Origin of the sequence: Arthrospira sp. PCC 8006 (assembly GCF_046480465.1) — a bacterium.
Lineage (GTDB): Bacteria > Cyanobacteriota > Cyanobacteriia > Cyanobacteriales > Microcoleaceae > Limnospira > Limnospira platensis.
On record NZ_PKGG01000395.1, the window covers coordinates 1 to 2,434 of the forward strand.

Annotated in this window: 4 protein-coding genes and 2 pseudogenes; 4 read left to right on the top strand and 2 right to left on the bottom strand. The window is 46.5% G+C overall.

Annotation, left to right across the window (positions count from 1 at the left end; genetic code table 11):
- Positions 1 to 186, top strand: a pseudogene (locus tag B9T16_RS27855) (transposase); the annotation flags it as partial.
- A 17-nt stretch (positions 187 to 203) separates the two neighbouring features.
- Here the strand turns inward: B9T16_RS27855 and B9T16_RS27860 are convergent.
- Positions 204 to 695 (bottom strand): annotated as a pseudogene (locus B9T16_RS27860) (IS630 transposase-related protein); the annotation flags it as partial.
- A gap of 807 nt (positions 696 to 1,502) precedes the next feature.
- Between B9T16_RS27860 and B9T16_RS27865 the strand changes: the two are divergent.
- Genes B9T16_RS27865 through B9T16_RS27875 form a run of 3 tightly spaced genes read left to right on the top strand, consistent with a single transcriptional unit; the run spans position 1,503 to position 2,181 of the window.
- Complete coding sequence (locus tag B9T16_RS27865; protein WP_014275545.1) at positions 1,503 to 1,727, top strand: reverse transcriptase N-terminal domain-containing protein; 225 nt, start codon at positions 1,503 to 1,505, stop codon at positions 1,725 to 1,727.
- A 21-nt stretch (positions 1,728 to 1,748) separates the two neighbouring features.
- The gene (locus B9T16_RS27870; RefSeq protein ID WP_014275546.1) at positions 1,749 to 1,970 is read left to right on the top strand and encodes a hypothetical protein; all 222 of its coding nucleotides are present in this window, start codon (positions 1,749 to 1,751) and stop codon (positions 1,968 to 1,970) included.
- On the top strand, positions 1,930 to 2,181 hold the full coding sequence (locus B9T16_RS27875) for a reverse transcriptase domain-containing protein (RefSeq protein WP_410246302.1): 252 nt from the start codon (positions 1,930 to 1,932) through the stop codon (positions 2,179 to 2,181). Before B9T16_RS27870 ends, B9T16_RS27875 begins: the two co-directional genes overlap by 41 nt.
- 65 nt (positions 2,182 to 2,246) lie before the next feature.
- Here the strand turns inward: B9T16_RS27875 and B9T16_RS27880 are convergent.
- The coding region (locus B9T16_RS27880; protein WP_410246303.1) for a hypothetical protein at positions 2,247 to 2,434 on the bottom strand (188 nt) is incomplete at its 5' end.

Below are 2,434 nucleotides of genomic sequence, written 5' to 3' on the forward strand. Positions count from 1 at the left end.
GGAGGCGGCAGGCTGAACTGGTGGAGGCAGCTCAATGCCGTTTACTCTATCTTCGGCCTTATTCGCCAGACCTCAACAAGATAGAGAAATGTTGGTCGTGGTTGAAAGCCCGCATTCGCCATTGCACGTGAGCAGTTTGATTCTCTCGATGATGCCATGGATTCCGCTCTAAAAGCTGCGTCCTAACCGTATTGACTAGTGCTATAACCATAAGGATAATCCGAGTCTTGACTATTCATGCCAGCTTCATCGAGGTAAACCAACCCTTCCGGCTCCATATGTTCAATCTGAGCAATAAACTCCTCTCGCTGTTGCTGATCACGTTCTTGGTAGCCGTAAGTTTTTTTTCTGGTGAAGCCAATTTTCTTCAAGGCTCTGGATATAGTGCGAGGAGAGATGTCGTCATCCCAAAGTTCAGCCATCTGAGCGGAGGTTTTGTGGCCATGCTCTTGGGCAAAAGCCTTGAATTTGTGCCAGTCGGTAATTTGGTGGCTATGACCAGGTGGGCGATTAGGTTTAGGGAGGAAGTCGCCGGTGTGTTCTTTTCTTTGCAGCCAGAGATTGATGGTGTTCCGGCTGACATGGAAAACTTGACTGGCTTCTGTTTTGGGCATACCGTCTAGTTCAATTGCATTAATAACTTTTTGTCTAAGGTCGTAACTGTAGGGGGCTGGCCTTTTGGGTCTTCTATAGATATCCTTGCCATTATACGTCCTAACTGTTCTGTCTTGTGCTATAACCTTGAGAAAAAGTGCGAGACGTTCAGGCATGAAATAGGGTTGCAATACCCGAAATAACCGCCTGATGGGTATTTCAACCCCTTGGTTGAATATAAGGAGCGCACTCCTGACCATCCCCATAACTGTTTATATGTCCCAACATTTGTATAGAAATATACAAATAAGGCAGGGAACCCAAGGTCAACACACTCCGTAATAATTATTTACATTTCTTAATAATTGAAGGGACGGAAAACCGAACCGGAAAGAAATCGGGAAACCGAACAGGAATAAATGGAATGGAGATGAGGGTAATGGCGATAGCCACCCCCAGTTTTGGGAATCATAACCCCAGGATTGAAGCGGGGAACGGAAGGCGTGAAGTAGAACCTACTACCAGACGCGACCACTGCCAACCATCCATGATTAGGGAAACCAAATGTCCGGATTGAACCATCGTAAGGATTAAGTAGCGAAATAGGTTGATACGCTGCATTCAAAAGAGTAAGGGGAAAAGTAGGGGTCTTTTTTTACTACCTACACAGACCTTTAAAGTACCCCGGTGGATAGGACAAATCTCAAGATGGAATGCCCATATAAATGGAACGTTTTAACCCCTTTTAGGCTCTGACAATCTGGTCGAGAAAGTCAGTAGTGAAAGTGTAAGCGCAAGCCTATTAGGGGGTGAGATGTGACCAAAAGCCAACGCCCTGTTGTAATGGCAGGGATATGCTAACAGGTCACGGTTTGATTGTAAAGAAATAGAGCCTAGTAGGTGTACAAATGGCGATAGCGAGTTTAAAGAAAGGATTTGGGAAACCAAAACCAATCAAGACTACGAACAACGCATGGAAGGCCATCCCATGGACTAAGGTTCAACGGAGAGTTTTCAAGCTCCAAAAGAGTATATTTCAAGCAGCTAAATCGGGACAAGACGCAAAGGCACGAAGGTGGCAACGTCTATTGGTGAAGTCATATTATGCCCGGCTCCTAGCAGTGCGGCTGTAGGGGCGGGTTCCACGGTCAGCCATGCTTCCCAACAGTCAGCTTAATAAACCCGCCCCCCAAGCGGGTCAAGGCAAGAAGACAGCCGGTGTTGATGGAGTAAGAGTAATCTCTCCAAGACAAAGGTTTGAACTGGTCAAGAACATTAAGGGAAACCTCAAAGCAAAACCACTGCGACGGGTTTGGATTCCAAAACCTGGTAGGGATGAAAAAAGCTGGAATAGGAATACCCACAATCCAAGATAGAGCAAGGCAAGCCTTGGTTAAGTCGGCTCTCGAACCTGAATGGGAATCGAGATTTGAAAGCACAAGCTACGGGTTCCGTCCAGGACGGTCAGCCCATGACGCAATTAGCAGGATTTATACTGCCATAAACAAGGGACAATATTATGTTCTTGATGCTGATATAGCGTGCGAGACGTTTAGGAGTGAAATAGGGCTGCAATGCCTGAAATAACCTCCTAGTGGGACTTCCACCCCTTGGTGGAATATAAGGGATTCGCACCCCTGACCATCCCATAACTATCTATGTGTCTCAACATCTGGCTTCGACAACCAGATAAGGCAGAGAGACTCAAGGTCAAGACCAGCAATTCTCATTTTGGCGAAAACCTGTTCAAGTCCCCAGCATCCCTGTATCGTAATGACATCACAGCAACCCAGGAGCGCCAGAGCCGTTGAAAAAGCCAGGTGGCTTTGAGACTCTAGTC

Coding starts and splice junctions, on each gene's coding strand:
- B9T16_RS27865 (WP_014275545.1), top strand. CDS start 1,503: ATGGCGATAGCGAGTTTAAAGAAAGGATTTGGGAAACCAAAACCAATC.
- B9T16_RS27870 (WP_014275546.1), top strand. CDS start 1,749: ATGCTTCCCAACAGTCAGCTTAATAAACCCGCCCCCCAAGCGGGTCAA.
- B9T16_RS27875 (WP_410246302.1), top strand. CDS start 1,930: ATGAAAAAAGCTGGAATAGGAATACCCACAATCCAAGATAGAGCAAGG.